The 21789-nt window shown below is 53.6% G+C and carries 19 protein-coding genes; 3 read left to right on the top strand and 16 right to left on the bottom strand.

Going from position 1 to position 21789, the window contains the following annotated elements:
* Window position 1: 1 nt before the first annotated feature.
* The 3 genes from tssC to ACOTX2_RS07010 form a co-directional block, all read right to left on the bottom strand.
* Window positions 2-1543, bottom strand: coding sequence for a type VI secretion system contractile sheath large subunit (gene tssC / locus ACOTX2_RS07020; RefSeq protein WP_072202206.1), 1542 nt, complete (start codon window positions 1541-1543; stop codon window positions 2-4).
* A gap of 34 nt (window positions 1544-1577) precedes the next feature.
* Window positions 1578-2069: a type VI secretion system contractile sheath small subunit gene (tssB, locus tag ACOTX2_RS07015; RefSeq protein WP_023300236.1), complete on the bottom strand. Its 492-nt coding sequence runs from the start codon at window positions 2067-2069 to the stop codon at window positions 1578-1580.
* A gap of 612 nt (window positions 2070-2681) precedes the next feature.
* On the bottom strand, window positions 2682-4298 hold the full coding sequence (locus ACOTX2_RS07010; RefSeq protein ID WP_063147251.1) for a peptide ABC transporter substrate-binding protein: 1617 nt from the start codon (window positions 4296-4298) through the stop codon (window positions 2682-2684).
* A gap of 183 nt (window positions 4299-4481) precedes the next feature.
* On the opposite strand from ACOTX2_RS07010, the gene mpaA reads away from it, so the two are divergent.
* The gene (gene mpaA / locus ACOTX2_RS07005; protein WP_022648287.1) at window positions 4482-5195 is read left to right on the top strand and encodes a murein tripeptide amidase MpaA; all 714 of its coding nucleotides are present in this window, start codon (window positions 4482-4484) and stop codon (window positions 5193-5195) included.
* On the opposite strand, the gene ycjG is transcribed toward mpaA, so the two are convergent.
* A complete protein-coding gene (gene ycjG, locus ACOTX2_RS07000; protein ID WP_063147249.1) occupies window positions 5186-6151 on the bottom strand; it encodes an L-Ala-D/L-Glu epimerase in 966 nt (321 codons plus the stop codon). The two genes, mpaA and ycjG, sit on opposite strands and share 10 nt — an antisense overlap.
* Window positions 6152-6257: 106 nt before the next feature.
* Here ycjG and tpx point away from each other — a divergent pair, with 106 nt between their 5' ends.
* On the top strand, window positions 6258-6764 hold the full coding sequence (tpx, locus tag ACOTX2_RS06995; protein ID WP_003856889.1) for a thiol peroxidase: 507 nt from the start codon (window positions 6258-6260) through the stop codon (window positions 6762-6764).
* A gap of 34 nt (window positions 6765-6798) precedes the next feature.
* Here the strand turns inward: tpx and tyrR are convergent, their stop codons facing one another.
* The 3 genes from tyrR to ACOTX2_RS06980 all read right to left on the bottom strand — a co-directional run bounded on the left by tyrR (window position 6799) and on the right by ACOTX2_RS06980 (window position 10898).
* A complete protein-coding gene (tyrR, locus tag ACOTX2_RS06990; protein ID WP_063147245.1) occupies window positions 6799-8340 on the bottom strand; it encodes a transcriptional regulator TyrR in 1542 nt (513 codons plus the stop codon).
* A gap of 111 nt (window positions 8341-8451) precedes the next feature.
* Window positions 8452-9504 (bottom strand): YcjF family protein, encoded by a 1053-nt coding sequence (locus tag ACOTX2_RS06985; protein ID WP_063147243.1) that lies wholly within the window; start codon window positions 9502-9504, stop codon window positions 8452-8454.
* Complete coding sequence (locus tag ACOTX2_RS06980; RefSeq protein ID WP_100148806.1) at window positions 9501-10898, bottom strand: YcjX family protein; 1398 nt, start codon at window positions 10896-10898, stop codon at window positions 9501-9503. The genes ACOTX2_RS06985 and ACOTX2_RS06980 overlap by 4 nt, the downstream gene beginning before the upstream one ends.
* Window positions 10899-11053: 155 nt before the next feature.
* Here ACOTX2_RS06980 and ACOTX2_RS06975 point away from each other — a divergent pair, with 155 nt between their 5' ends.
* Window positions 11054-12064 (top strand): LacI family DNA-binding transcriptional regulator, encoded by a 1011-nt coding sequence (locus tag ACOTX2_RS06975; protein WP_022648292.1) that lies wholly within the window; start codon window positions 11054-11056, stop codon window positions 12062-12064.
* Window positions 12065-12097: 33 nt separating this feature from the next.
* Here the strand turns inward: ACOTX2_RS06975 and ACOTX2_RS06970 are convergent, their stop codons facing one another.
* From ACOTX2_RS06970 to ACOTX2_RS06930, 9 genes are all read right to left on the bottom strand, one after another.
* Window positions 12098-13012, bottom strand: a complete 915-nt coding sequence (locus ACOTX2_RS06970; protein ID WP_023300241.1) for an OmpG family monomeric porin — start codon at window positions 13010-13012, stop codon at window positions 12098-12100.
* Window positions 13013-13078: 66 nt separating this feature from the next.
* On the bottom strand, window positions 13079-14161 hold the full coding sequence (locus ACOTX2_RS06965; RefSeq protein WP_022648294.1) for an ABC transporter ATP-binding protein: 1083 nt from the start codon (window positions 14159-14161) through the stop codon (window positions 13079-13081).
* A 13-nt stretch (window positions 14162-14174) separates the two neighbouring features.
* Window positions 14175-14840 (bottom strand): beta-phosphoglucomutase, encoded by a 666-nt coding sequence (gene pgmB / locus ACOTX2_RS06960; RefSeq protein WP_022648295.1) that lies wholly within the window; start codon window positions 14838-14840, stop codon window positions 14175-14177.
* On the bottom strand, window positions 14830-17109 hold the full coding sequence (locus ACOTX2_RS06955; protein WP_063147239.1) for a glycoside hydrolase family 65 protein: 2280 nt from the start codon (window positions 17107-17109) through the stop codon (window positions 14830-14832). Before ACOTX2_RS06955 ends, pgmB begins: the two co-directional genes overlap by 11 nt.
* A complete protein-coding gene (locus ACOTX2_RS06950; protein WP_100148811.1) occupies window positions 17103-18161 on the bottom strand; it encodes a Gfo/Idh/MocA family protein in 1059 nt (352 codons plus the stop codon). The genes ACOTX2_RS06955 and ACOTX2_RS06950 overlap by 7 nt, the downstream gene beginning before the upstream one ends.
* Window positions 18162-18172: 11 nt before the next feature.
* Window positions 18173-18961 carry a sugar phosphate isomerase/epimerase family protein gene (locus tag ACOTX2_RS06945; RefSeq protein ID WP_421625894.1) on the bottom strand — a complete coding sequence of 263 codons (789 nt, stop codon included), beginning with the start codon at window positions 18959-18961 and terminating at the stop codon, window positions 18173-18175.
* A 17-nt stretch (window positions 18962-18978) separates the two neighbouring features.
* Window positions 18979-20031 (bottom strand): zinc-dependent alcohol dehydrogenase, encoded by a 1053-nt coding sequence (locus ACOTX2_RS06940; RefSeq protein WP_015570403.1) that lies wholly within the window; start codon window positions 20029-20031, stop codon window positions 18979-18981.
* A 28-nt stretch (window positions 20032-20059) separates the two neighbouring features.
* Complete coding sequence (locus tag ACOTX2_RS06935) at window positions 20060-20902, bottom strand: carbohydrate ABC transporter permease (protein ID WP_003856865.1); 843 nt, start codon at window positions 20900-20902, stop codon at window positions 20060-20062.
* Window positions 20889-21770 carry a carbohydrate ABC transporter permease gene (locus ACOTX2_RS06930; protein WP_022648300.1) on the bottom strand — a complete coding sequence of 294 codons (882 nt, stop codon included), beginning with the start codon at window positions 21768-21770 and terminating at the stop codon, window positions 20889-20891. Before ACOTX2_RS06930 ends, ACOTX2_RS06935 begins: the two co-directional genes overlap by 14 nt.
* Window positions 21771-21789 lie beyond the last annotated feature (19 nt).

Genomic DNA, 21789 nt, shown 5'->3' with positions numbered 1-21789 from the left:
GTTACGCTTTCGCTTTCGGCATCTGGCTCACCAGAGAAAGGTTCACATCCATGCCTTCCACCTGGAAGTGCGGCACCGCAAACAGCTTCACGCGGAAGAAGCCCGGGTTGTCTTCGATATCTTCCACCACCACCTTCGCGTCACGCAGCGGATGAGAAGCCTGCAACTCATCGCCCGGATCGGTCATTTCCGTCACCAGACTACGCACCCAGGTATTCAGCTCCAGCTCCAGCAGACGGCGGTCCTTGGTGGTGCCGATGTTCTCGCGCTGGATGAGCTTCAGATAGTGCGCAATACGCGACAGCAGGAAGATGTATGGCAGACGGGCGTTGATGCGGCTGTTGGCCGTGGCATCTGCGGTGTCGTACAGCGCCGGTTTCTGCGCGGAGTTCGCCGAGAAGAAGCAGGCATAGTCGCGGTTTTTGTAATACGAGAGCGGAATAAAGCCGAGGTTGGCAAACTCAAACTCGCGGGTCTCCGGGATCATCACCTCAGACGGGATTTTCACCTGGTTGCCGGTACCCAAATCGTACAGATGAATAGGCAGATCTTTCACCGCCCCGCCCGCCTGCGGGCCACGGATCTGCACGCACCAGCCGTTATTGATGAAGCTCTTCACCATGTTTGACGCGAAGGAGAACGACGCGCTGGTCCACAGGTATTTCTCATGATCCGGGCCTTTCACCTGCTCAACGTAGTTAAAGCTGCGTACTGGTACGGTGTCCGGGCCATACGGCAGACGCCCCAGCACGCGCGGCATCACGAGGCCGATGTAGCGGGCGTCGTCGGTGTCGCGGAAAGATTTCCACTTGATGTACTCGGCGCGGTCGAAGTAGTTGCCGATATCCTTAATCGCAGCAACCTCTTCCATAGAGTCTTTCAGGAAGAATTTCGGGCCGACAGAGCCAATAAACGGCATGTGTGCGGCGGCAGACACTTTCGAGATGTTGCGCAGCAGCGCCACATCCTGCGGACTGGCGTCAAATTCATAGGATGAAATCACTGAGCCAATCGGCTCGCCGCCCGGGGTGTCGTATTCGGCGGTATAGGTGTGCCAGTAGAGGCCGCTCTGGATCAGTTCCGGTGCATCCTCAAAATCCTGGCGCAGGTCGTCCTTGGAGACGTCCAGAATCTCGGTTTTCACATTCTGGCGGTAGTCGGTGTTGTCCACCAGCTGCTTCAGGCCGCGCCACAGGGACTCCACCTTCTGGAACGCCTGGTGATGCATTACGGCATCCAGCTGACGGCTGATCTGGAAATCCAGTTCGGCGATATGGTGGTCAATCAGGGTCTTGTCGAGCTTCTCCACGGGCTGACCAGATTTGCGGATGCAGTCCATAAACACCTGCATCGCCGCCGTCAGGCGTTCACCCGCCGGCGCGTCAGAAAGCGCGGCATCATCCAGAAACGCATTGATATCACCCAGGCTCGAGGCCGGAGTCAGGTTGATTTTTTCAAACAGGGAGGCGTAAACACCCTCTTTTTCCAGTACGATGGTCTGCCCCTGCGCGGAGGCGGTTTCACTATTCACAGACATCAGCATATTCCCGGTTAATCCATCAAATTACACATGCCGCTTATTTCGGGGCCAGTGCACTCATTTCGTCGCGTAATTCCTGAGAAAGCGCCGGGTCTTTAAGAATTTTCTCGAGTTCTTTTCTGAAAGTGGCGTTATCAAGAAGATTGGATTTGAGGTCGCGTAATAAATTACGCATGGCCAGCATGGCGCGGAGCTGAGGGATCTGGCGGGCAACCTGTTCAGGTTCGAAATCCTTAATATCGGAGAAATTCAGTTTTATACTTTCCTCCGAACCATCGACAGCCATGGTGTTAGGCACCGTCAGATTAACCTCCGGGTTAAATTCCGAAAGTACGCTATTAAAGTTATTTTTGTTGACGTTGATTTTCTTCCTTTCGGACAATGGACGATTCTCTTTTCCATTACTGAAATCACCGACAGTGAGAAGTTTAAGCGGCAGTTCGACTTTCTTCTGCGCGCCGCCTGTATGCAGCGCCAGTTTTAAATTTATGCGTGCCTTGGGCACCTCATTCTGAAATGAATCGGCCATAGCAGTCCCTTTCTTTGCAAGAAATACGAGTTAAGTGAGTGACGGGTCTTTACAAAACCATATTAGAGCAAAAGCCCATTCATGATCAACTTTTCAGATCAAAGATCTGCATATGGATTTTTCTTAAGAATTTTCCACTAATCACTAGTATTTATAAATTCCAGATATAAGTGGCACGCAGAAAGTATTAACCATTTATTCACAATAGATTAGCATGAACGTCTGCCTTGATAGAGAATATTGAATTCATTGCCACCTGTCGTTGAATAATTGATTTATATCAATGCTGATTTAAGCATCAGCTGCAAAATCGCAGAGACATATCATCTTATTCAATAAACCTCCTGAATATGGAAAAATCCTATATCGGACAAAAGTCAGGTTTTAAATAGCAGGAATTAAGCTATTACATGGAGGATGTATAAATGCTTGCACGCTTTTCAATAAACTGGAAAAGAGATGTCGCTCGAAGCATTCATCAAAAGAATAAATGATTTTTTATGAAAGGAATTTTGATAATAACTAGCCTGTAGGTACCATGAACCGTGAGTTCAGGCGCTTAAGCGATGTACGGCTATTTGCCAAAACCACTTAAGCGCCTTTCCTGTTTTTTTAATGCTTTTCAATATACATTGTACGACTGTACGCAACATCCTCCGGGTTATTTATCGGATACCCTTTAACCCAGGGCTTAATGAGGCGGCCATTGGTGTATTGATAAATAGGGGCTATCGGCGCTTTCTCGGCGAGGATCTTCTCGGCCATGTTGTAGTCTGCATTACGCGCTTTTTCAGTGGTTTCGAGCGTCGCCTGATGAATAATCTTATCGTAAGCAGGGTCGTTGAACCGTGAGATGTTGCCGGTGTGAGAGGACGTCAGCAGCGACAGGAATGTCGACGGCTCATTGTAATCCCCTACCCACGACGCACGGATCACGTCGAAATTCCCTGTATTGCGGCTGTCGATGTAGGTCTTCCATTCCTGATTCTGCAACTTAACGTCAACACCCAGATTTTTCTTCCACATAGATGCGACGGCAATGGCGATTTTCTGGTGGTTTTCAGACGTGTTGTACAGCAGCGTTAATTTCAGCGGGCGCTGGGGACCATAGCCTGCCGCCTGTAATAACGTTTTCGCCTGAGCATTTAGCTCCTGCTGCGACATCTGCTCAAATGGCGAGATTTCCGGTGTAAAACCGGCAGTGACATCGGGAGTGAAATGCCAGGCCGGTTTCTCACCGGTTCCCAGGACTTTTTCAGCCATAATACGTCTGTCGATAGTCATGCTGAGCGCCAGACGTACGCGGGCATCCGCAGTTGGGCCTTTTTGTGTGTTAAACGCGTAGTAATAGGTCCCAAGCTGTGGCGGTGTATAAACCTGTCCCGGAATATCTTTAAGCAGCTTCTGGTACATGTTTTTCGGAAACGATTCTGTAATATCGATATCGCCCGCCAGGTAGCGTTTGGTCGCTGAGGACTCCTGGTTGATTGGCACAAAGGTGACTTTTTTAAGCACCGTCCTGGCGTTATCCCAGTAGTGAGTATTCGGCTCAACCACCAGTTTTTCATTCACCACGCGATCTTTCAGCACATACGCACCGTTGCCGATGAGCGCGCCAGGGCGCGTCCATTCTTTACCGCTTTCCACGTTTGCCTTTTGAACAGGATAGAACGCAAAGCTAGCCGTGAGGTTGCTGAACCATGGCAGCGGTTTATCCAGCTGCACGCGCAGCGTTTTAGCATCGACTGCCGTCACGCCGAGCGTTTCCGGTGCAGCTTTACCATCGATAATGGCCTGCGCATTATTAATACCCGCCAGCGCTGCAAACCAGGCGAAAGGTGACGTAGTTTTAGGATCAACCAGACGACGCCAGCTGTAGACAAAATCTTGTGCCGTCACAGGACTACCGTCAGACCACTTCGCGTTATCCCGCAACGTAAACGTCCAGACACGGTTATCGTTGCTCTGCCAGCGCGTCGCCACGCCGGGAACCAGCCCCCCTTTTTCATTCTGATTCACCAGCCCTTCATAAAGGTCGCGGATCACCTGTATCTCGGGTAAACCCACCGCTTTTGCCGGATCGAGCGAGGCGGGTTCATCTTTAATGTGTCGAACCAGCTCCTGCTTTTGCGCCAGCTCCGTTCCCCTGGGAACCTCCGCGGCATATGAAAGTGAAGAAAACCCGCACAGCCACAGCGCAGTACAAAGAAGCGAAACAGGATGCTTCATACGATCCCCTTAATGATGTCAGGTAACAGGCAGATGCGTAATTATTTGTTTCGAAACGGAGAAATGCAAATGCTTCCTCAGGAAAGTTGATGTCAGGCAATTTTACACACAGACGGAAACTATTTGATTAAGCGCGGGTTTTGCACAACACTGCCAGAAGCGACTTCATCATCAGGGTTTATTATGGCAACCACCCGACCAAGAACGGAACGCGGCGCCTTCCCGCCCGGGACTGAACATTATGGCCGCTCATTTTTAGGCGCCCCACTGATCTGGTTTCCGGCCCCCGAGCCCGATCGCACTAGCGGCTTAATCATTGCGGGCACACATGGCGATGAAAACTCGTCCATCGTGACGCTTTCGTGCGCGCTACGTACGCTGGCCCCCGATTTACGACGACATCATGTGATTTTGACCGTCAACCCGGACGGATGCCAGCTTGGATTACGGGCGAACGCACGAGGCGTTGACCTTAACAGGAACTTTCCGGCAGCAAACTGGCGTGCCGGTGAAACGGTGTATCGCTGGAACAGTTCGGCGCAGGAACGAGATGTGGTCCTGCTTACGGGAGAAAAACCGGGTTCCGAGCCCGAAACCCAGGCGCTGTGTCAGCTTATTCATAAGATCCACCCGGCCTGGGTTGTCTCTTTCCACGATCCCCTCGCCTGTATTGAAGATCCTCGTCATACAGCGCTCGGGCAGTGGCTGGCGGATGCGTTTGCTCTACCTCTGGTAACCAGCGTCGGGTATGAAACGCCCGGGTCGTTTGGCAGCTGGTGCGCGGACCTCAGTCTTCACTGTATCACCGCAGAGTTTCCGCCTATTTCCTCGGATGAAGCGAGTGAAAAATACCTCAGAGCGATGACAGATCTTCTGCGCTGGCAGCCTCAAAGATGAAGTACGCCGGAGGTAAAACTCAGGGCGGGTGAAACGTCAACCGCCAGCCAGGTTGGGCCATCCAGATCGGCAAAACGCACGCTGTTCACCAGCGGGAGTGCAGCACCGATCGCTCTGGACGTGCACAACATACAGCCCAGCATCAGGGAAAAGCCTTGCGCCTGGGCATCTTGTGCCAGTGCCAGGGCCTCGGTTAACCCACCCGTTTTATCCAGCTTGATGTTCACCATCTCGTAGCGGCCCTTGAGGGCTGACAGGTTCTCACGGGTATGACAGCTTTCGTCTGCACAGACGGGAAGCGGATGAATAAAATTCGCCAGCGCGGCATCGTCTTCTGCCGGGAGGGGCTGCTCCAGCATGGCAACGCCCAGATCGGCAAGCAGCTGACAACGGGCTGCCAGCCCTTCGCTGTGCCATGATTCGTTCGCATCGACGATAAGGGTGGCATCAGGTACCGCCGCACGAATGGCGACCATGCGTTCGCTAATCAGACGATCGTCGAGCTTCACCTTTAATAAGGTTGCACCGGTTGCATATAGCGCCTGGGCGCTGGCCGCCATTTGCTCTGGTTCACCGATGACCACCGTTTGCGCGGTGACGATCGATTGCGGCAGCGTAACGTCCAGCAGCGCAGGCAGCGGTTTTTGTTGTTTCGCCGCTTCCAGACTCCAGAGTGCGCAGTCAATCGCGTTACGTGCCGCGCCGGCCGGCAACCTCTGCTGAAGAGCCTCACGCGTCAGGCCCGCCTGCAACTCGGGCACCACCGTCATAATTTGCGCCATGACTGACGCCAGGCTTTCTCCGTAGCGAGGATAAGGGGTACATTCCCCGACGCCTTTTACGCCGTCCTCTTCACATTCAACCACGACCACGCAGGCCTCATTACGGCTGCCGCGCGAGATCACAAACGGGGTGTGCAATGGCCAGGCTTCTTCATAGACCTTAACGCTTCTCATCACTGACTCCTTGCAGGCCGGAAAGGCAGAAAATTGGTTTGCCGTGCTAACTGTGGATGACATACACTAGCCACGACGTTAACTATTTGTAAACAGGAAGATATCTATGTCACAACTCGTTCATTTCCAGGGCAACCCGGTTGCTGTTGCAGGTTCCATCCCACAGTCTGGCAGCAAAGCACAGCCTTTTACTCTGGTGGCTAAAGATCTGTCTGACGTCACGCTGAGCCAGTTTGCTGGCAAACGTAAAGTCCTGAACATTTTCCCAAGCATCGATACTGGCGTTTGTGCTGCATCAGTGCGTAAATTCAACCAGCTGGCGACCGAAATGGACAACACCGTAGTGCTGTGCATTTCTGCTGACCTGCCGTTTGCCCAGTCCCGCTTCTGCGGCGCTGAAGGCCTGAGCAACGTCATCACCCTTTCCACTCTGCGCAGCCCGGATTTCCTGGAAAAATACGGTGTTGCCATTTCCGAAGGCGCGCTGAAAGGTCTGGCTGCTCGTGCGGTGTTGGTGATCGACGAAAACGACAACGTTGTTTTCAGTGAGCTGGTTAACGAAATCACTACCGAACCGGATTACACCGCTGCACTTGAGGCGCTTAAAGCCTAAACGTAAAAAAGCCTCTGCAAAGAGGCTTTTTTATTTATTCGTCACCCTTCTTCTGATTTAACCCATACTCGCGCAGCTTATTCGCAATCGCGGTATGTGACACCCCAAGACGTTTAGCCAGCTTGCGCGTGCTCGGATAGCTGCGATAAAGCTGTGTTAACACCGAACGCTCGAAACGACTGGTGATGTCATCCAGCGAGCCTTCCATTGCCTCTTCGCCTACCGAGACCGTCCCGGCATCGTAATCCGGCAACAGAATATCCTGAGGACGCAGTTCATACCCTTCAAGCTGAGTTAATGCGCGATAGACCGCATTTTTAAGCTGACGAATATTGCCCGGCCAGCCGTAACGCGTCAGCACGGTACCCAGGTCGGCAGAGAGCTTCGGACGCGGCACGCCCTGCTCGTCGGCAAAACGGGCGACGAACAGTTCCGTCAACGGCATGATGTCCTGCGGGCAATCGCGCAGCGGCGGAATATTGAGCGTCAGAACGTTGAGACGATAGTAGAGATCTTCGCGGAATACCCCTTTCTGCACCAGCTCCACCAGGTTTTTCTGGGTGGCGCAGATGACGCGTACATCCACGTGCACTTCATGATCTTCCCCCACGCGGCGGAACGTGCCGTCATTGAGAAAACGCAGCAGTTTCGCCTGCATGCGTGGCGACATTTCACCAATCTCGTCCAGCAACACCGAGCCGCCATTCGCCTGTTCAAAGAAGCCTTTTTTGCCTTCCGGCGCATGCCCGAACAGTTCACTTTCCACCGCATCTTCAGGAATAGACGCGCAGTTCAGCGCCAGATACGGTTTTGCCGCACGCGGGCTGGCCATATGCACAGCATGCGCCAGCAGATCTTTCCCCGTACCGGTATCCCCGGTAATCAGCAGCGGTGCCGTAAGATTTGCCAGCTTACGCGCCTGGTCGAGCACGTGACGCATCTTCGGGCTCACCGCAATAATCTGGCTGAATGCGCCGACGTCCTGGCTGGAAAGGTTCTGTAACTGGCGTCCCATGCGCACCGTGGAGCGCAGCATGATTACCGCGCCGGTGAGCACCCGCGCGGCATTTTCCCCTTTCAGGTAGACCGGCGTGATCTCCATCAGAAAATTCTGTCCATTGATGACGACGTGCTCGCTATGGGTATTTTGCGGGTTGCTGTCCAGCCAGCGCTGGAAATTAAAACGTGGGATCAATTGCGTGGCGTAATGACCGATAAGCTTTTCCTGAGTCTGCGCAAACAGCTGGCAACTGGCCTGGTTAACGCGCTCGACTTTGTTTTTCAGATCGAGAGAGAGAAACGGCTCCGGCATTGCTTCCAGCAGTGCGCTCAGCGCAAGGTGTTCCCGCTCGGATGGCATCCAGGGGATGGTGCGTACATCCGTAACGCCAGCGATACGGCGGATTTCGGCCATCAGGCTACTGAAGGTATTAAATTCAATTTCGGCAAAATTGAGGTAAATTCGCCCGACAGGGTCGATCTCTATGCCACGTAAATCAATGCTACGTAAAACAAGAAGATCGAGTAACTCGCGGGTCAGACCGAGACGGTCCTCACAAAAGACTTCCAGACGCATGGGAAATTCACCGTTTAAGCCAATAACAGTAAAATGATATGTCAGATCACGGTATTCGGGAAGGTGGCTGTCAACAAATATTGACAGCCCGCACGATTAGTAAACGAAACCTCACTGAGAAGGTTTTTTATTGAGCGTCTCTTTAAGCTGACCAATCAATTCGCGACGGAAATCCCCCAGCCGCGGCTTATCGCCATCGATCCAGGGGAGTGGACGACAAACCTCCATCGCTTTGATTCCTAAGCGTGCCGTCAGCAGACCGGCACCAATCCCCTGCGCCGCCCGGGCAGAGAGACGCGCCGCAAGATCCTGCGACATCCAGTCCATCCCGACCTCCCGCACCAGTTCGCTTGCCCCGGCGAAGGCGATATTCAGCAACACCAGTTTGAACAGGCGCAGTCGGCTGTAATAGCCAAGCTCAATGCCATACAGTCTGGCGATGCGGTTGATCAGGCGCAGGTTGCGCCAGGCGATAAAGGCCATGTCCACCATCGCCAGCGGACTGACGGCAATCATCAGGGTGGATTCCGCCGCCGAGCGGCTGATCTCACGACGAGCCTGCGCATCCAGTACCGGCTGAACAATGTGCGCATAGAGCGTGACCACTTCCTGGTCATTCTGGGTTTCGTGGATCGCCGCATACCAGCGCTGAAGCGCCGGGTGAGAGTGATCTATCCCGGCCTGAGCCGCAAGCTTTTCACAAAAAGCACGCCCTTTTCCGGTGCCGTGACTGTGCAGCAGATCCCGCGCTTCATCGCGTTCGTGCGCACGCTGACGCAGACGCCAGAGGCGACGCCACTCGGTCACGACCGAGCCGACGCCCGCACCAACGATCAACGCCCCGGCGGCGCATCCCCCCAGCGCTACCCAGTCCTGGGTTTGCCAGGCATTGACGCCCCACTGCACGCCCTGACCAATTACGCTCACACCAAAAAGGGCTAACCCGGCGGTCACCATCTTACGCCACAGGCTGCGTTTCGGGCGCAGTGCCGCATCAACGACCGCTTCCGCCTGCCCCTCTTCCACCAACGGCTCCTCTGCCAGCACGGGAGCAAAGTTGTCGGCCTGGGGACCGCTGAAGGTTTGCGCTGTTTTAAACGCCTCATGCGGGGACTGCTCAAGCTGGCCGGTAAAATCAATGCGGGGTTTTAACGGTTCCGTCATCGCAATTTATCTCCAATTAAAAACTCCAGCGCGGCATCCAGACGGATATGCGGCAATGGCTGGTCAACGTTCATGCTCTGCGGACGGAAGTCTTCGAACTGAAAACCCTGGCTTTGCCAGAAAGCCTGGCCCGGCAAACGCGGGGGAACTTCGCCCGGATAGACCGTGAGCGGCTCACCGTCGCTGAGTCGGTTGCCCCGCAGGGCCGGAATTTTCTCGCCATTCACGTCAATCAACCCACTCTGTGTAGCCTGTACGGACGCCAGACCCAGACAATCCATACTAATCCCTTCGAACGCCGCGTTCTGCCAGGCATCCTGCACCAGCTGTTGCAGCAGGGATACCATGTTGGCGTACTGATCGACCGTCACATGATCAGCTTTTGTGGCGGCAAACAGCAGCTTGTCGATGACCGGCGAGAATAAACGGCGAAACAGCGTACGCTGGCCATAATGAAAACTTTGCATCAGCTGCGTCAGCGCCAGCCGCATATCATTGAACGCCTGCGGCCCGCTGTTGAGGGGTTGCAGGCAGTCCACCAGCACGATCTGGCGGTCAAAGCGTAAAAAATGATTTTTATAAAAACCCTTAACCACCTTCTCACAGTAATAATTGTATCGCTCGCGGAGCATACCGGCGTTAGTGGTCTTGTCTGCCTGTGCCAGCTTCGATTCGCCGATGCGGTCAACGTCCGGCCACGGGAAAAACTGTAGCGCGGGAGCACCGGCTAGATCTCCCGGCAGAACAAAACGGCCAGGCTGAATAAAATGCAGCCCTTCCTGCTTGCACTGATGCAGGTAATCCGTCCAGGCCTGGGCTATGACAGCCAGACGGTTTTCATCCGCCGGTGCCAGCGGATCCAGCCCTTCGCAAAGCTGGCGCCATTTGGTCGACCACTCTGCCCGCTGCCCCTGCAACAGATCGGTCATCTGCCGGGACCAGCTCAGGTAATCCTGCGCCAGCATCGGTAAATCGAGCAGCCATTCTCCCGGATAATCCACAATTTCGAGATACAGCGTGGACGTTTCTTTGAAGTGACGCATCAGGGATTCATTCGAGCGAAAACGAAGCGCAAGGCGAATTTCGCTCACGCCACGCGTCGGGGTGGGCCAGGCGGGAGGCTCCCCGTATAACTGTGCCAGACCTTCATCATAGGTGAAACGGGGGATGCCAAAATCACGTTGCGGTACGCGTTTTACGCCTAACAATCGCTCCTCGCGCACCGCGCTAAGCAGTGGCAGGCGCGCCCCAGCATGCAGGTTCAACAGTTGATTGACCATCGCCGTAATGAATGCCGTCTTACCGCTGCGGCTCAGCCCGGTAACGGCAAGACGCAGATGGCGATCAACGCCACGGTTCACCAGAGAATTGAATTCGTTTTTAAGTCGCTTCATCGCCGTCCTTCATTGTCTGGAACCCTGAACAAAGTCACTTCAGAATACAGTAAATTGGGGCAGATCGTTGATTATCAATTCTTAATTATTGCTATTGCCGTTTTCTCTCCAGTAAGATGGACGCAATTGCTGTCCGTCTGGAGTGAGTAAGGTGTATGTCACCCACCATCTATGATATTGCCCGCGTTGCTGGCGTTTCGAAATCAACCGTGTCACGCGTTCTGAATAAACAAACGAATATTTCTCCTGAAGCGCGTGAAAAGGTGTTGAAGGCGATAGATGAGTTAAATTACCAACCTAATAAACTTGCCCGCGCACTCACCTCTTCTGGCTTCGACGCCATTATGGTTATTTCGACCCGCTCAACCAAGACCACTGCAGGAAATCCCTTTTTCTCAGATGTACTGCATGCCATAACGGCAAAAGCAGAAGAAGAAGGTTTTGATGTTATTTTACAAACGTCCAAAAGCAGTGAAGATGATCTGCAAAAATGCGTGGGTAAAATAAAGCAGAAGATGATCAAAGGCATCATCATGCTAAGCTCGCCGGCGAACGAGTCGTTTTTCTCGACGCTGGATGAATACGGTGTGCCCGTGGTCGTCATTGGTAAAGTGGAAGGAAATTACCAGAATATCTATTCTGTCGACACGGATAATTTCCGCGACAGCGCCATATTAACAGACTCGTTTATCACGCATGGCCGCACCAAAATTGCCTGCCTGCATGCCCCGCTCGATTATCACGTCTCTATCGATCGCCTGGCGGGTTATAAATTCAGCCTTGAGAAACACGGCATCGAAATTAACCCGACCTGGGTTATCGATGGCGGCTATACCCATGAAAGCGCGCTTCAGGCGGCCTGCCAGCTACTCTCCTCAGACAACCCGCCCGATGCGGTTTTTGCGACTGACAGCATGAAATTGCTGAGTCTTTATCGTGCCGCGGATGCGCTAAATCTGGCGATCCCGGAACAGGTCGCAATGGCAGGATACAGCGACCCGATGCTATCTCTCATTTTAACCCCTGCACCAGGCGGCTTTGATATCCCCACGAAAAAGCTGGGCGAAGAGAGCTGCGATTTGTTGTTCAGGTGCATTGCGGATAAACCTGCGCCGCATAAGGTATTGGTTGAAACACATTTTTCAGATGCAGCTTCGTTACGCTAAAAACCAGGGGCAAACGCCCCTGGTATAACGTCATCAGAACGCGTAATTGACGCCGACACCCGCATAGTGGAAGCGGTCGCTCTCGCCTTCGTCATGATTTTCCCATTCGTAGGCATACTCGAGCGTCATGGAAAGGCCATTCGCAAAGTCATAAGCATAGAGCAGACCCAGTCGGTTGAAGTCATGCCCTTCACGAGTTGGATCGTCCTGCCAGTCCCAGTTTGACCAGCGATCGAGCCCCAGACGGGTGTAAGGTGTAAGCGTTGTCTGGCCTAATGAAACAGGCAGGTAGGCACGAATCTCCTGGGTGGAGAATTCACCGTTATTACGTGAACTGTCCATATTGAAGCCACGCTCTAAATAGTAGTTAACTTTTGCAGAGACGGTTTCGTTTATTGTCCAGGTAAATCCGGTTTCCGTTTCGACGCGGCTGTCAGAATAACCGGTTTTTCCCAGGTCATTCGCAAACTGGTACATGGCAAACCAACCGCCAAAACGCCAGTCATCTGTTAATTTCACATCCCAGTCAGGCTGAATTTTATAGCGCTGCATATTAGCACTACCGTCTTTCGCACCGTGCTCATCTTTAAAATGATATCCATAATTACGGAATCCGCCCGTAAGACCCAGCGTAAAATCCTCTGTGCCAATGAAGCGATACCGTAATTCAAATTCAGGACGATCGAAATAGGTGCCGCGCGTCATGCTGCTGTAATCAACCGGGCCTTCCTGATACATCGCCAGTGAAATTGTCCACGCATCATACGTGGCGTTAAACCACACGGAAGGTTCATATAATCCATCTTTATCGTCGCCCTGCCCTTCGACGTTTTCAATTTCATACATGGCACCAATATTAAATTCCCACTGTTTGGTTGACTCTGTTGCTTGCGCGCAGCTTACCCCTGCGCACAAAACGAGCGCAGCACTTCTTAGTAGAGTACTCATTAAAATATTCCTTTATAATTAACATACAAAAAAACCGGAAACTTTCATTTCCGGCGAATACCTTTCTTATCTAATAGCTGCTTCAGTATCAGCATCGAAGAAATGGCACTTACTCATATCGAACTGGATGCCGATATTATCTCCTGCAACGTAATCATCCGCCGCTCCCGCACGGACAACCAGTTCATGCCCGCCCACGTTGGCATAAAGCATAAATTCTGCCCCAGTCAGCTCAGCGACGCTGATCTTCGCCGCGATGTTTTCACCGCTGCGCTGTAGCGTGAGAATGTCTTCCGGACGGATCCCAAAGACGACCGCTTTGCGCTGGTAACCTTGCGCATTCAGTACGGCCAGCTTCTCCTCCGGGATCTCCAGACGCAGCGTTTCCGTCACGAAGTATCGGTCGTCGATCGCGCCACGAATGAAGTTCATCGCAGGTGAACCAATAAAGCCTGCAACGAACATATTCGCCGGCTCGTTGTAAACCTGCTTCGGCGCGCCCACCTGCTGAATGATGCCGTCTTTTAAAATCACAATACGGGTCGCCATCGTCATGGCTTCCGTCTGATCGTGCGTCACGTAAATCATGGTGGTGTTGAGCTTCTGGTGCAGCTTGCTGATTTCAGCGCGCATCTGTACACGAAGCTTGGCATCGAGGTTTGACAGCGGTTCATCCATCAGGAAGACCCCTGCTTCACGCACTATCGCCCTGCCTAACGCCACGCGCTGACGCTGACCACCTGACAATGCACCAGGTTTACGCTGGAGATAGTCGCGTAAACCCAGGATCTGGGCCGCCCAGCTAACACGTTCTTCGATGATGGAAGGTGCTATTTTTTGCATCTTCAGGCCAAACGCCATGTTGTCGTAGACCGTCATATGCGGATAGAGCGCATAGTTCTGGAAGACCATTGCGATATCACGGGACTTGGCGGGAACATCATTCATGCAAACCCCGTCAATAATCAGTTCACCTGCGCTGATCTCCTCAAGGCCGGCAATCATTCGCAGCGTCGTGGATTTCCCACAGCCCGATGGACCGACGAAGACGATAAATTCTTTATCTTCAATCTCGAGATTGAAATCCTTAACCACGTGGACCTGGTTATCATAGATTTTCTGAATGTGTTTCAGAGACAGTTGAGCCATTATTAATTCCTTATCAATACGCCCGGGATGCCCAGAACGCCGTCAGGCGTTCCCATGTCAGTTCCTGCGTTGAATGAAGTTGTAATCCCGCATGGTTCAGGCCAGGCCCAATTCCGACCGACAGCATTCCTGCGGCGTTGATCGCATCTACCCCTGCGGCGGCATCTTCGATACCAATGGCCTCTTCAGGACGCACGTTCAGTCCTTTACAGGCTGCAAGGAAGATCTCCGGGTCCGGCTTTGAGCGGCATATGCGCGAAGCATCGGCGCAAAAATCGAAAGCCTGATGAATGCCCAACGCGTGCAAAATCCCAGGGGCATTAAGCGATACGGATGCCAGCCCAATTTTGACCTTCGCGGCGCGAATATCCGCCAGCACGTCGCGAATACCCGGGAGCAGCGAATCCTGCGTCAGTGATGCCAGCGACTGGACGTAAAGCGCGTTTTTTTTCGTTGCCAGCGCCAGGCGCTGCTCGTCACTGAACATCCCCTCTTTCCCGCCATGTTTCAGAATGCGCTGGAGGGAGTCCATACGGCTTATTCCCTTCAGCTGTTCGTTAAATACTTCATCGAAGGTAATACCAATCTCCTCCGCCACGGCGCGCCAGGCCAGAAAGTGAAGATGCGCGGTATCGGTGATCACCCCGTCCAGATCGAATACAACAGCGTTAAGCGTCATGGCGCCCCTCCGTGGTAGCGGTCCCATTAACAGGTGCAAGAAAGTCCTTATGCGCGCAGACTTTTCGCCCTGATACGTGCAGCGTTTTACCCCACAGCGTCAATGTGACAGGTGCGGTAGTCTCAATGGTTAACTGGTCATTTTCACAGGTAATGTGCATTGTTGCGTCCCGCCACCGCAGCGGGAAGGCGAGTTTCTGCCAGTGAACAGGCAGTTTCGGTGCAAGATGCAGCTCCCCTTCGCTAATGTGCAGGCCAGCAAACCCCTGAATAGCGCCCAACCAGATCGCACCGGTGGCGGCGGCATGAATACCCTCATCACTGCTGTGTGGGTCGTCCCCCAGGTCGATGGCGATACCGTCACGCCAGAAGGCATACGCCCCCTCGGTGTCACCGCAGCGTGCGAGCACAATGCCGTGAATGGCTTTACTCAGGGATGAATCATGAATCGTGCGTGGCTCGTAGAACGCAAGATTGGCGGCACATTGCTGCGGCGTAAACCGTTCCGGCAGCAGGTAGTTAAGCATCACCACATCGGCCTGCTTCAGGATCTGCATCTCGTTCACTTCCGCGCGAGAGTAATCAAGCAGAATGGTTTGCTTACCCGCTTTGGCTTTATAGCGGCTCAGATCGATGGCAGGTTTTGCCATGAAGGTATCATCCTGCGGGATCACACCGTCTGCGTCGGCCTCTGGCAGCCACAGGCGCGCCAGGAACTTCCCGGCATTCTCCGTAAAACGCGCATCTTCACGGCCAAACATCGCCATAAACTGACGCGCGCAGGCAACGTTGTGCCAGGCCAGATAGTTGGTGTAGGCGTTGTTGTTGACATGCTCGGTGTATTCATCCGGTCCGATCACGTCATGGATCTCAAGACGACCATTGATTTCCGTCGCGCGTCCCATCCAGAACGAAGCGGTTTCCATCAGTAGCGTCAGCCCCTCATTCCGCATAAAGGCATCGTCGTGTGTCGCCTGCCAGTAAGCGACCACGGCCCAGGCGATATCAGCTACGATGTGATGTTCAGCGAGTGCGGAAGCCACCTTCTGGCGAACCCCGGTGCGGATGTTAATGGCCGCGAATTCTGGCGTCTCTTCCTGTCCGCTGGCCGCACTTTCCCACGGGAACAATGCACCCGGCCAACCGTTACGGCGCGCTTTTTCCCGTGCGCCTGCCAGATTAAGCCAACGATAGCGTAGCAGGCTGCGGGCAATCTGCGGGCGGGTAAACAGATGGAACGGCAGCAGGAAAATTTCGGTATCCCAGAAGACGTGCCCCTTGTACCCCTCACCCGTCAGCCCTTTCGCCGCAATACTGCTTCGCTCATCATGAGCAGGCGTCATTGTCGTCAGATGCCAGACGGCGTAATCCAGCGCCAGCTGATCCTGTTGCTCTGTGGAAGTCACTTCCACACGTGCGTCGCGCCAGACATCTTTCCAGGCATACGCTGAGCTTTCAAGCAACGCCTCATAACCTCTTGCCGCACAGACTTTAAGATCGGCCAGCGCGTTGCGCGCGAATGACTCCTGCGACAGCGCTTTCTCGCTACGATGAGCCACCCAGACGATCTTCTCAAGCGTGACAGTGTCACCCCGAGCAATCGTCAGCGAATGATGCACGCTGAGACGGCGGTTTTTGGCGGTGAAACAGCTGTCGCTTTTCGTCGAGAGCTGGCAATACGCCGAAACCACAACCTCAGATGCACGGTCCTGCGTTTCATACACGCCCTGCATGTAGTGCTGGTCAAAGATCCTGACCGAGATTTCATCCAGATGCTGTCTGCCGCTGTTCGTTTGTGTCGCATCTATGCCGGTTTTCAGCACGGCCTGAGCGTCGCCATCAAGCGGTGTGATCGAGAACTGCATTGCCACTAAGGGCAACTGGTCCAGCGAAACAAAACGACGGCTCTCCAGCCGATAACGTTTCCCGTCGGGTGCACGCCAGACAACGTTGCGATGCAGTTCGCCGTTAGCAAAGGCCAGCTCGCGCTGCCATTCAAGAATTTCGCCTGACAGGAGCGTGAAATTGACGCCATCAAGCTCAACATCAATACCGGTGATATCCGGCAGATTGACCAGCTCAGTAGTCTCGTTGCGACCCGCGCAATGATAAAGCCCCGCGAGATACATGCCTCTGGTCTGCTGGGTGTAATCTTCTTCATGCGTAGCGCGAATGCCCATGTATCCATTCCCGCATGACATGACAGAGGCATATTTGTTCAGGCTGTGAGGACAAAAGCCCGGATCGTTTAATACAGACACGTTCAGCATAATGTCACGCTTTCCCCTGTTTCTGCTGATTCATAAAGCGCGGCAACAAGCTGTTGAATAACCAGACCCTGTTCTGCGTCAGCGATCATAACGTGCTCTCCCAGCACATGACGCACGAAGGCATCCATACTGCGCAGATGGCGCTGATCGTCCGCCTCTTCACGATGGATAAGGGTTTCTAAAACACCGGCTTCGTCGTTATAGATATGCGCCGGGAACAGCGTTGCGCCTGCCTTATCACCGCAGAAAGAGACGTTCATGATGGACTGCTCGCGGATGTTAAGCGCAAAGGAGGTGTCCAGACGCAGAACGCCGCCGTTGCAGAATTCAATCGTGCCAAACAGGGCATCTTCCACGGTAAACTGCGTAGGATCCCATTCGCCAAACTGACCGTTGTGTTTCCGGTTCCCCAGTCTCTGGAAGCTGTGCGCGGTTACCCGCTTCACAGCCGGGAAGCCCAACACGTACATCGCAGCATCCAGCATATGAATGCCGATATCGATAAGCGGCCCGCCACCCTGGAGCGATTTATTGGTGAAAACGCCCCACCCCGGCACACCGCAGCGACGCAGCGCCTGCGCGGAAGTGAAGTAAATTTCACCGAGTGTGCCGTTCATTACCGCATCGCGCAGGAGCTGGGTGTCCAGGGCAAAGCGATGATGAAAATCATACGCAAGGACTTTTCCTGCCTTGCGCGCCGCGATGCGCATCTGGTCGGCCTGTTCCGGCGTCATTGCCGGCGGCTTTTCACACATCACATGGCAACCCGCTTCGAGAGCCGCCATCACATGTTCAAAATGGAACCGGTTAGGCGAACAGACGCTCACCACATCCGGTTTTACTTTCTGCAACATCTCGTGAGCGTCCTGCCATGCCGTTGGAATGGCATAACGTTCCGCGAACGCCTGTGCCTGCTCAAGGCGGCTGTCCATGACAGCCACCATTTGAACATCACTGCGCGTGGCGTAATACGAGGCATGCACTTTGTCTGCAACCTGCCCGGCGCCAATGATGGCGACGCGCAGAGGCAAAGGTGTAGAAGCACTCATCACGCTCGTCATCCTTAGCATTCACGCAGGTAATTGAGTGAGTCCTGATAGGCTTGAGCCGGATCGTCGGCACGAACCCGGCACTCGTACACCACATAACCCTGATAGTTATCAGCACGCAGCTGACCGAACAGGCTGGCGAAATCAAGGCTGCCGCTGCCCGGCTGATAGCGGTGGTTATCAGCAATATGCACATGACCCAGCAGATCGCGGTTGTGATGCAACGCTTCCGTCAGTGAGTCTTCTTCAATGTTCATGTGGTAGAAATCACCGATGATCTGCACGTGCTTCAGGCCGTTCTCTTCGATGTAACGACGCGCGTCGGCCAGGGTGTTGATCATATGATCCTGATAGCGGTTCAGCGGCTCCAGGGAGACGGTAGTACCGGTGCGTGCTGCTACCTCATCCAGCCAGCGCAGGGAAGCGCGGACCGCTTTGCGATCGCCGTCCAGGCTACGTGGCGAAGTCATTGGCGGCAGACGGAAGGTAAACATCCCCCAGGCAGCCGGAACGATAATCCCCTTTCCGCCAACTTCTGCCAGCGCTTCCAGAATGCGTTCAATCTGCTGGAGACCGTTCAGGCGGCGTTCTTCGATGAAATCCCCGATCCAGCCATCGTATCCGCCACACGCCGTCGTGACCGGCAGACCGGTGGCTTTGATAGCGGCTTTCACTTCGTCGAGATGTTCAACCAGCAGTCGGCCATCAATTTCATAGCCATCAAATCCCATCGCTTTGATATATTTGAATTTTTCCATGATAGCGGTCGGGAAAAAGGCCTGGTTTTGTGTTGCGATTTTCATGATTTGCTGTCCTTAGCTTAAAAAGTAACGCCCATTTTGATACTGAGTTCCGGGTGCTGATCGACATACTTCATATAGCTTTCCGGGCTGGTGGTAAAGGTGACGACCGGGTCGATCAGATCTTCACAATTGAGATAACCGTTCATCAGCAATTCCCAGCAGGTCTCTTCAATACGCTTGCGACTCCAGCGTGGATAATCCGGGTTGGGTTCACTGCATGCGCGGGAGAAGACAATCTTCGCGTTGTTGAAGTGTGCTTCGCGGCCCAGGTTGAAGCCTGCCGCAAAAGGTTTGGCGAAAGCCACGTAAGAGATCGTGCCGCCGTAGGCGAGTCCGCGCAGCGCAGATTGCAGCGCATCTGCAAAGCCGCTGGTTTCGATGATCACATCCGCGCCCTGCTTGCCGGTCAGTTTCTTAATTTCAAGACCGACATCGGTACCGATTGGGTTCAGGCAGTGGTCTGCACCGTGACGGCGGGCGATCTCACAGCGATGTTCAATAGGATCGACACCAATAACCACTGACGCGCCAGCTTTTTTCGCCAGCTGAATCGCAATCTGGCCAATAGCGCCCAGCCCGACAACTACAACGAAATCCCCTACGCGGACATTAGCATCACGCACGCCGCTCATGGCGAACTGAGCCGGATCGTAACAAACGGCGTTTTTCCAGGATGCGCCCTGCGGCATTTTGCGCAGCTTATAGTTGTTCACCGCGTTGACGATGACCGTTTCCTGCAATGGGCCGTAGCAGCAAACGCTGTCGCCGATCTGGTATTCCGTTACGTCCGCACCACATTCGATGATGTCGCCGACGATCATGTTACCCAGCTGGAATTTACCAAATTCGATGCCGCGTGCTGCCCCCTCTTCACGTGGGGTAAACATCTGCCACTCGGCGTTAAACTCTTCATCAATGAACGGGCTTGCCGCGCGGAAATCCACAACTTCGGTGCCGTGTTTCGGGGCGCCATAACGGGCACGAATCTTCACTTCATGTGCTGCAACAGGACGATCTTCGTATTCCACCAGCGCCGCTACACGAGGCGCTGTCGCAACTAATTTTTTCATGACTCACTCCTTGTTAAAATCGGCCGCCTCAGCCCTTTACGCCGCCGGCGGTCAAACCACTTTTAATAAAACGTTCAGACAGGGCATACATAATGACAACGGGCAGTGCGGTCACCAGCGATGCCGCCATCATGCGACCCCAGATGTAATCTGGCGTACTGAAGAGCGTGTTCAGCCCCACCGGCAACGTGAAGTTGCTGGCGCTGGACAGGAAAATGGAGGCGAACAGGTAGTCATTCCACGCCACCATGAAGCAGTAAACGAAGACTGACACCAGACCCGAGATCGCCAGCGGCACGGTGATGCGGAAGATGATTTGCAGGCGGTTCAGGCCGTCCATCATCGCGGCTTCTTCGATTTCGTCCGGGATAGTGTCGAAATAGCTGCGCAGCATAAAGACCGCAGTCGGCAACGTCTGCGTCACCATGGTGATGATCAGCGCCAGCTCGGTGTCATAAATGCCGAGCGCGGTGATGATTTTGAACAGCGGCACTACCAGCAGGATCCCGGAGAACATATAGACGGTGTAGAAGCTCGCATTGATCGTCGTGCGCCCTTTAAAGCGCAGTTTGGATAACGCATAAGCGCCCAGCGTACCGAGAAACACCGCAATGACCGAGGAGGTCAGTGACACCACCATGCTGTTACGGAAATAATCCACAAACGGGAAAATCAGCGGGTTAAAGATGTCGATGTAGTGCTGTAACGTCCACTCCTGCGGCAGGATAGTCGGGTGCAGTGAGATCGCCTCTTTCGCGCTTTTGAACGATGTCATCAGCATCACAAAAAACGGAAACAGCGTGATAATCAGGAATACCGCCAGTCCCAGATAAAAACCGATACGGCCCAGAACGCGTTTATTTGTTGCCATTGAGGTTTACCCTTTTTCTGGTCAGCAGAATGACAGCGAAGATGATCACAAACAGCACAACGGAAATGGCGGCTGCTTTACCCAGGTCATTGAACGCAAAGGCGGTTTTGTAGAGATATACGCCCAGAATGTCGACCTTGGTGGTGAGCAGATAAACATCCGCAAACATGTAGAACATCCAGATGGTGCGCAGCGTGACCACCGTGGCCAGCACCGGCATGATGGCGGGCAACGTCACGATACGAAAACGCTGCCAGGCATTCGCCCCGTCCATCTCTGCCGCTTCGTACAAGGATTTATCAATGGTCTGTAGAATCGCGAGGAACGAGATAAAGGCATACGGGAAGTAACGCCAGATGGCGAACAGCACGACCAGGACAAAACTGCTGCCAGGGTTATCGAACCACAGCGGCGCCTGATCGTAGAGATGCAGCAGATCAACGCCAAGATAGTTCACAATTCCGTAGCCGTTGTTGAACATGTATTTCCAGGCAAATACCAGTGAAATAGACGGCGTCACATAGGACAGTATCACCAGTGAACGTGCCGTTTTCCGCATGCGGAATTCACGGTTAAAGAAGATCGCTACGGCCAGCCCCAGTCCGGTGCTGCCGATCACCACCAGCGCCGTATACCAGAACGTCATCCACAGGGAGTGCCAGAACGCAGCATCGCCCAGGATGCGAATGTAGTTATCCAGACCGACGAACACCGCATCAATACGCGGATTCAGCGGTAAACGTAAAAAACTGATTTCAATGTTTGAAATCATTGGCCAGGCCACCAGGCCCCCCAGCAAAATCAGGCTGGGGGCCAACAGCAGCATGGCGAAAGGCATATCTGAACGACCAGAAAACAACGTCTTCATAATTCCCTTCGCAAAGCGC

This window comes from Enterobacter cloacae complex sp. IR5412, assembly GCF_049237385.1.
Taxonomy (GTDB): Bacteria; Pseudomonadota; Gammaproteobacteria; order Enterobacterales; family Enterobacteriaceae; genus Enterobacter; species Enterobacter intestinihominis.
Note: the sequence above shows the minus strand (reverse complement) of the source record. Positions and strands in the feature narration are given on the sequence as shown.

What these genes read in the sequence shown, in the direction of transcription:
- tssC (WP_072202206.1), bottom strand. Translation starts at nt 1,543, where the DNA reads ATGCTGATGTCTGTGAATAGTGAAACCGCCTCCGCGCAGGGGCAGACC.
- tssB (WP_023300236.1), bottom strand. Translation starts at nt 2,069, where the DNA reads ATGGCCGATTCATTTCAGAATGAGGTGCCCAAGGCACGCATAAATTTA.
- ACOTX2_RS07010 (WP_063147251.1), bottom strand. Translation starts at nt 4,298, where the DNA reads ATGAAGCATCCTGTTTCGCTTCTTTGTACTGCGCTGTGGCTGTGCGGG.
- mpaA (WP_022648287.1), top strand. Translation starts at nt 4,482, where the DNA reads ATGGCAACCACCCGACCAAGAACGGAACGCGGCGCCTTCCCGCCCGGG.
- ycjG (WP_063147249.1), bottom strand. Translation starts at nt 6,151, where the DNA reads ATGAGAAGCGTTAAGGTCTATGAAGAAGCCTGGCCATTGCACACCCCG.
- tpx (WP_003856889.1), top strand. Translation starts at nt 6,258, where the DNA reads ATGTCACAACTCGTTCATTTCCAGGGCAACCCGGTTGCTGTTGCAGGT.
- tyrR (WP_063147245.1), bottom strand. Translation starts at nt 8,340, where the DNA reads ATGCGTCTGGAAGTCTTTTGTGAGGACCGTCTCGGTCTGACCCGCGAG.
- ACOTX2_RS06985 (WP_063147243.1), bottom strand. Translation starts at nt 9,504, where the DNA reads ATGACGGAACCGTTAAAACCCCGCATTGATTTTACCGGCCAGCTTGAG.
- ACOTX2_RS06980 (WP_100148806.1), bottom strand. Translation starts at nt 10,898, where the DNA reads ATGAAGCGACTTAAAAACGAATTCAATTCTCTGGTGAACCGTGGCGTT.
- ACOTX2_RS06975 (WP_022648292.1), top strand. Translation starts at nt 11,054, where the DNA reads ATGTCACCCACCATCTATGATATTGCCCGCGTTGCTGGCGTTTCGAAA.
- ACOTX2_RS06970 (WP_023300241.1), bottom strand. Translation starts at nt 13,012, where the DNA reads ATGAGTACTCTACTAAGAAGTGCTGCGCTCGTTTTGTGCGCAGGGGTA.
- ACOTX2_RS06965 (WP_022648294.1), bottom strand. Translation starts at nt 14,161, where the DNA reads ATGGCTCAACTGTCTCTGAAACACATTCAGAAAATCTATGATAACCAG.
- pgmB (WP_022648295.1), bottom strand. Translation starts at nt 14,840, where the DNA reads ATGACGCTTAACGCTGTTGTATTCGATCTGGACGGGGTGATCACCGAT.
- ACOTX2_RS06955 (WP_063147239.1), bottom strand. Translation starts at nt 17,109, where the DNA reads ATGCTGAACGTGTCTGTATTAAACGATCCGGGCTTTTGTCCTCACAGC.
- ACOTX2_RS06945 (WP_421625894.1), bottom strand. Translation starts at nt 18,961, where the DNA reads ATGAAAATCGCAACACAAAACCAGGCCTTTTTCCCGACCGCTATCATG.
- ACOTX2_RS06940 (WP_015570403.1), bottom strand. Translation starts at nt 20,031, where the DNA reads ATGAAAAAATTAGTTGCGACAGCGCCTCGTGTAGCGGCGCTGGTGGAA.
- ACOTX2_RS06935 (WP_003856865.1), bottom strand. Translation starts at nt 20,902, where the DNA reads ATGGCAACAAATAAACGCGTTCTGGGCCGTATCGGTTTTTATCTGGGA.
- ACOTX2_RS06930 (WP_022648300.1), bottom strand. Translation starts at nt 21,770, where the DNA reads ATGAAGACGTTGTTTTCTGGTCGTTCAGATATGCCTTTCGCCATGCTG.